We start from the raw sequence: 6,417 nt of genomic DNA on the forward strand, positions 1-6,417 counted from the left end.
GGCGGTGCCGACCACGGCACCGCCCGCCCGCCCGTTGATCCGTCAGCGCCGTGCCGTCAGCGCCGTGCCGTCAGCGTGGCCCCCACGCTGGCCGCGACCACGCAGCCGATGCCGGCCAGCTGCACCCCGCCGAGCAGCTGCCCCAGTACGACCAGCCCGACCAGGGCGCTGACCGCCGGGTCCAGGCTCACCAGCACGCTGAACACCCGCTGCGGCATCCGCCGCAGAGCGGTCATCTCCAGTGCGTACGGCACCACCGGGAAGAGCAGCGCCACCCCGCCGACCGCGAGCAGCACCAGGGCCGGCGACGGGGCGGCGGCGAGGCCGTGCCAGGCCGGGGCCGCGCCGAAGGGGGCGACGGCCAGGGCGGCGACCGTGAAGGAGACGGCCAGCCCCTCGAAGCCCTTGAACACCGCGCCCACCTTGTCGGTGAACAGGATGTACCCGGCGTAGCAGGCGGCCGCGCCGAAGGCGTAGCCGAGGCCGACCGGGTCGAGGGCCGCGCCGCCGTCGCCCTCGCCGAGCAGGGTGAGCAGCACCACGCCGCCGGCCGCGAGCAGCGCCCACAGCAGGTGGCTCGCCCGGCGGGAGAGGGCGATGGCGACGGCCAGCGGGCCGAGGAACTCGATGGTCGAGGCGGTGCCCATCGGCAGCCGGTCGGTGGCGCCCGCGAACAGCAGGGTCATTCCGGCGGAGGCCAGCCCGAGCAGGACGGCCGAGGCCAGGTCGCGCCGGCTGCGGCCGCGCAGCCGCGGCCGGGTGACGGCGAGCAGGACCACCGCGGCCACGGTCAGCCGCAGGAAGGTGGCCCCGCCGACGCCCAGCACGCCGAAGAGCGACTTGGAGGAGGCGATGCCGAGCTGGCAGGTGACCATGGCCGCCACACACAGCAGCGGCGCCGGGATCGATCCCAGGCGCCGCTGCGGGGTGGTGGTCCGTCCGGGACGGCCGGCCGGTGGCCGGTGCCGTTCGGAACGGCTGGTGCCCGTGCCCCCGTCCGGGGGTGCAGCGGCGGCGGGGCCGCGTCGTCGCCAACCACCACGCTCGCCGGCGGGCTCGCCCTTGGGGGAGGGCGGCATGGCGAAGGCGTCGGCGACGGCGTCGCCGGTGGGAGCCGTGCGGAGCGGCTCGAAGGTGTGGGCAGCGGACATGCCGCCGAGTCTGACGTAAGGACTCACCTGGCCGCAAACCCGTTACCACTATGCGGGACGGGCCCACCGGTCGGGTGAATCGGCGGCAGTGCGGCGCGCGCCTGACCCGGGAGTCCGACGATCCGTCAGTACGACTGGGGCGTGCGCTCCTTGGGAACCGCCGCGCTGGCCGCGGCCACCTCCGTCCTGCTCCTCGGCACCGCCGGCGTCCCCGCAGCCTCGGCCGCGCCCGCCCCGGCGGCCTCCGCCGCACCCCTCCCGGCCGCGCCGCGGCTCACCCGCACCGTGCTCGCCGACCCGGCCGCCGATCCCGCCTCCGGCGTCCGGCTGCCCGCGGGCGAGCTGTACCAGGGCCCCGGCTTCGACGCCTGCACCGCGCCGCCGCTCGCCACCATGCAGACCTGGTGGGACGACTCCCCGTACGGCGCGGTGGGCATCTACGTGAGCGGCTCGCAACGCGGCTGCACCCAGTCCCGGCTGACCGCCGACTGGGTGGCGCAGTCCCGGGAGATGGGCTGGCGCTTCGTCCCCACCCACGTCGGCCTGCAGGCGCCGTGCAGCACCAACGGCGGCAAGCCCCGCCACATCGACCCGGCGAACGCGGTGGCCCAGGGCCAGCAGGAGGCGGCCGAGGCCGTCACGGCGATGCGGTCCCTGGGCTTCGGCGACGGCAGCCCGGTCTACCTGGACATCGAGGCCTACCCGCGCGGCGACAGCCGCTGCAGCCAGGCCGTGACCGACTTCGCCGTCGGCTGGACGCAGGCCCTGCACGCCGCCGGGCACCTCGCCGGCTTCTACTCCTCCGCCGACTCCGGCATCGCGGACCTGGCCGCCGCGGCCCGGGCCGGCAGCTCCCCGCTGCCGGACGCCGTCTGGTACGCCCGATGGGACGACCACGCCAACACCACCGACGGGGCCGGCGCCCTCAACCCCGACCTGTGGACCGACCACGGCCGGATCCACCAGCACCGCGGCAACGTCCAGGAGTCCTACGGCGGCAACGGCCTGACCATCGACCGCGACGAACTCGACGCCCCGGTCGGCTGAGCCCGGGCCGCCCGGCGCGCTCAGCCGCGGTACGGCGGGGTGATGCCCCAGTCCCAGCGCGGCATCGGGGCCTGGGGCAGCGGCGGCGGGTTCGGCCCGGAGTAGAGCAGCGCCATCCGGGTGCCCCACTCCAGGTAGTGCGCCAGCACCGCGCGGAACTCCGGGTCGTCCGGCAGCCCGACCTCGTCCGCGGTGTCGGTCAGCAGGGCGATCCACTGGCGGCGCTGCTCCTCGGTGATCCCCCGGCCGAGGTGCCGGGAGGCCATGTGCCGGTGCCCGCCGTGCTCCGTGCTGTACCGCGGCGGGCCGCCGAACACCTCACCCAGCCAGGCCGCGACGTGCTGCGCGTGCGCCGGGTCCTTGCCGGCGAAGACCGGGGCGAGCAGCTCGTCCTCGTCCACCCGCTCGTAGAACCGGGTGAACAGCCGCTCCAGCGCAGGCGCGCCGCCCGCCCAGGCGTAGAGCGTCGGCGTCGACCCGCCGCGCCCGGCCACCGGCGTGACCTCCTGCACCGACAGTCCGGCCGGCTCGGCGTACGGCGCGAGCGCGTCGAGCAGGGCCCCGCCCTCCCGGCTCTCCCAGAACGCCCGGCGTCCCTCCTCGGAGGTCCAGCGGATCCGCAGTCCGTAGCCGTCCGGATCGCCGGCCGAGCGCTCCAGCGCGTAGTCGACGCACTCCCCGGCCCCGCCGAGGCCCGCCACTGCCCGGCGGCAGGCGGCTTCGAACGCGGCGCGGTGCTGCGGCCCGGCGAGCCGGTACCGGATGTACTCGACGGTCATGGCACGACTGAAGCGCGACCGGCCCACGGGGGCAACCCCGCCGCGCCCGGCCGGCCCCGGAGACCCTGGTCTCAACTCCGCCACGGATGCTGACACCGGGCCCCGGCCGGGGAAAGAATCGGCACGTCAGCGGTGACTACCTGCGAGTAGGCGACCGCGAGACCCACCACCGGTCAAGGAGGACCCGCGTGTTCAGCACCATGCAGGACGTACCGCTCACCGTCGCCCGGATCCTGGCGCACGGGTCGACCGTCCACGGCCGCTCCACCGTGACCACCTGGGACGGCACCGGCCCGGTGGTCCGCAGCTACGCCGAGGTCGGCGCCCGCGCCGCGCAGCTCGCCCACGCCCTGCGCGACGAGCTCGGCGTCACCGGCGACCAGCGGGTGGCCACCCTGATGTGGAACAACGCGGAGCACCTGGAGGCCTATCTCGCGGTGCCGTCGATGGGCGCCGTGCTGCACACCCTCAACCTGCGGCTGCCCGCCCAGCAGCTGGCCTACATCGTCAACCACGCCGCCGACCACGTGGTCGTCGTCAACGGCAGCGTGCTGCCGCTGCTCGCCGGCGTGCTCGGACAGCTCGCCGACACCCTCGAGCACATCGTGGTCAGCGGCGAGGGCGACCGCTCGCTGCTCGACGGCTTCGCCGGCACCGTCCACGAGTACGAGGACCTGATCGCCGGCCGCCCGACCGACTTCCCGTGGCCCGAGCTGGACGAGCAGCAGGCCGCCGCGCTCTGCTACACCTCCGGCACCACCGGCGACCCCAAGGGCGTCGTCTACAGCCACCGCTCGGTCTACCTGCACTGCCTGCAGGTGATGGCCGCCGACAGCTTCGGCCTCACCTCCCGGGACACCGTCCTGCCCGTGGTGCCGATGTTCCACGTGAACGCCTGGGGCGTGCCGCACACCTCCTTCATGTCCGGCGCGAACCTGCTGATGCCCGACCGCCACCTGCAGCCCAAGCCGCTCGCCGAGATGATCGACCGGGTGCGGCCCACCGTCAGCGCCGCCGTCCCGACCATCTGGACCGGCCTGCTCGACGAGCTCGACGCCGGCTCCTACGACACCTCCAGCCTGCGCATGGTGGTCATCGGCGGCTCCGCCTGCCCGCCCGCCCTGATGAGGGCCTTCGAGGACCGCCACGGCATCAACGTGGTGCACGCCTGGGGCATGACCGAGACCTCCCCGCTCGGCACCTTCTCGCTGCCGCCGGGCGGCCTCACCGCCGAGGAGGAGTGGCCCTACCGGCTCACCCAGGGCCTCTTCCCGGCCTCCGTCGAGGCCCGGCTGATCGGCCCCGGCGGCGAGCGGATGCCGCACGACGGCCGGGCCGCCGGCGAGCTGGAGGTCCGCGGCCCGTGGATCGCCGGCGCCTACTTCGGCGGCGCCGGCCGCGACCCCGAGCGTCCCGAGGACAAGTTCAGCGAGGACGGCTGGCTGCGCACCGGTGACGTCGGCACCATCACCGCGGACGGCTACCTCACCCTCACCGACCGCGCCAAGGACGTCATCAAGTCCGGTGGCGAGTGGATCTCCTCGGTCGAGCTGGAGAACCACCTGATGGCCCACCCGCAGGTCGCCGAGGCCGCCGTGGTCGCCGTACCGGACGAGAAGTGGGGCGAGCGGCCGCTGGCCACCGTCGTCCTGCGCCCCGGCGCCACCGCCGACCTGCGCGAGCTGCGGGCCTTCCTGGCCGAGCGGGTGGCCTCCTGGCAGCTGCCGGAGCGCTGGTCGATCGTCGAGGCCGTCCCGAAGACCTCGGTCGGCAAGTTCGACAAGAAGGTGATCCGGGCCGACTACGCCGCCGACCGCCTCGCGGTCACGCTGCTCGGCAAGGAGTGACGGACGGGCTCCTCTCCCGCCGCGCGGAATACCCTAGGGGGGTATCGCGTTCTGCCTGGCGGAACCCGCGAGGGGAGAGGAGCCCGCACCATGGAGCATCACCCGCACCACCCCGCCGAGCACCACACCCACCAGCACCCCGAACACGCCCACGCACCCGGGCACGGCCAAGCGCCCGAACACGACCACGCGCCCGGACACGACCACGGGCACGCGCACCACCCCGCCGGTCACGGCTCCGGCTGGCCCACCGCCGTCCGGGCCACCCTGCACTGCCTCACCGGCTGCGCCGCCGGCGAGATCCTCGGCATGGTCGTCGGCACCGCCCTCGGCCTGCACAACGGCGCCACCGTCGCACTCTCGGTCGCGCTGGCCTTCGTCCTCGGCTACGCCCTCACCATGCACGGCGTGCGCCGGGCCGGCCTGCCGCTCGGCGCGGCCTTGAAGGTCGCGCTCGCCGCCGACACCGTGTCGATCCTGGTCATGGAACTGATCGACAACACCGTCATGGTCACTGTGCCCGGCGCCATGGACGCCGGACTCGGCAGGCCGCTGTTCTGGGCGTCCCTGCTGCTCTCGTTGGCGATCGCCTTCGCCCTGACCGTGCCGGTCAACCGGTGGCTGATCTCCCGCGGGCGCGGCCACGCCGCGGCCCACGCCCACCACTGAGCGGGCGTCAGCCGCCGGTGACCGTACCGGCCTCGGAGAGCGAGCCGATCCGGCCGAGCAGGTCGACGATCCGGGACTGCACGTCCTCGGTCGTCGACCGCTCGGCGAGGAACAGCACCGCCTCGCCCGTCCGCAGCCGCGGCAGGGCCTCCCGGTCCAGGCCGTCCGAGGTGTAGACGACCAGCGGCGTGCGGTGCAGCCGGTCGTTGGCGCGCAGCCAGTCCAGCAGACCCAGCTGGCGGCGCTCGATCCGCAGCAGGTCCATCACCACCAGGTTCGGCTGGACGCTGCTGGCCCGGGCCACCGCCTCGTTCTCGTCCGGGGCGTGCTCGACGTGCATGCCGCGCCGCTCCAGGCTGGCGATCATCGCCCCGGCGACGTCCGGGTCGGCCTCGACCAGCAGCACTCGCGGAGCGTGGTTCTCGCTGTCCCGCGGAGCCAGCGCCCGCAGCAGCACCGCCGGGTCGGCGCCGTACGCCGCGTCCCGGGCGGCCTGCCCGAGCCCGGCGGTGACCAGCACCGGCACCCGCCGGTTCAGTGCGGCGGTGCGCAGCGACTCCAGCGCGGTACGGGTGATCGGCCCGGTCAGCGGGTCGACGAACAGCGCGGCCGGGAAGCCCGACACCTGTGCGTCGACCTCCTCCCGGGAGCGCACGATCACCGGCCGGTAGCCGCGGTCCTGCAGAGCCTGCTTGGTGGAGGCGTCCGGCTCGGGCCACACCAGCAGTCGCCGCGGACCGCCGTCGACCGCCGGCACCAGCACGGTCGGCTCGTCGGCGGGCGCGGGCGCCGCCCCGGCCGGGGCCAGCTCGGACAGCGGCCGAGGAGGCGTCCGGGGTTCCGTCGTGGCGGGCTCCGCGGGCCGGGCCGGCGCGGGCAGCGCGGGCAGCTCGGGGGCACCGGACCGGTGGCCGTTCGCGGCGG

At 75.2% G+C, this 6,417-nt stretch carries 6 protein-coding genes; 3 read left to right on the top strand and 3 right to left on the bottom strand.

Annotation, left to right across the window (positions count from 1 at the left end):
- Positions 1 to 56: 56 nt before the first annotated feature.
- Positions 57 to 1,151, bottom strand: a complete 1,095-nt coding sequence (locus KSNIM_RS20060; protein WP_263104584.1) for an EamA family transporter — start codon at positions 1,149 to 1,151, stop codon at positions 57 to 59.
- A gap of 141 nt (positions 1,152 to 1,292) precedes the next feature.
- Between KSNIM_RS20060 and KSNIM_RS20065 the strand changes: the two genes are divergently transcribed.
- Entirely contained in the window at positions 1,293 to 2,198 is a 906-nt protein-coding gene (locus tag KSNIM_RS20065; protein WP_263104585.1) for a DUF1906 domain-containing protein, read from the top strand.
- 20 nt (positions 2,199 to 2,218) lie between these two features.
- Here the strand turns inward: KSNIM_RS20065 and KSNIM_RS20070 are convergent, their stop codons facing one another.
- Positions 2,219 to 2,977 (bottom strand): group II truncated hemoglobin, encoded by a 759-nt coding sequence (locus KSNIM_RS20070; RefSeq protein ID WP_263104586.1) that lies wholly within the window; start codon positions 2,975 to 2,977, stop codon positions 2,219 to 2,221.
- Positions 2,978 to 3,165: 188 nt separating this feature from the next.
- Between KSNIM_RS20070 and KSNIM_RS20075 the strand changes: the two genes are divergently transcribed.
- Together KSNIM_RS20075 and KSNIM_RS20080 are read left to right on the top strand one after the other, a co-directional pair.
- Positions 3,166 to 4,824 (top strand): long-chain fatty acid--CoA ligase, encoded by a 1,659-nt coding sequence (locus KSNIM_RS20075; protein ID WP_263104587.1) that lies wholly within the window; start codon positions 3,166 to 3,168, stop codon positions 4,822 to 4,824.
- A 90-nt stretch (positions 4,825 to 4,914) separates the two neighbouring features.
- Complete coding sequence (locus KSNIM_RS20080; protein WP_263104588.1) at positions 4,915 to 5,493, top strand: DUF4396 domain-containing protein; 579 nt, start codon at positions 4,915 to 4,917, stop codon at positions 5,491 to 5,493.
- Positions 5,494 to 5,500: 7 nt separating this feature from the next.
- On the opposite strand, the gene KSNIM_RS20085 is transcribed toward KSNIM_RS20080, so the two are convergent.
- A partial coding sequence (locus KSNIM_RS20085) for a PleD family two-component system response regulator (RefSeq protein ID WP_263104589.1) occupies positions 5,501 to 6,417 on the bottom strand: 917 nt, incomplete at its 5' end.

The organism is Kitasatospora sp. DSM 101779 (assembly GCF_025655475.1).
Taxonomy (GTDB): domain Bacteria; phylum Actinomycetota; class Actinomycetes; order Streptomycetales; family Streptomycetaceae; genus Kitasatospora.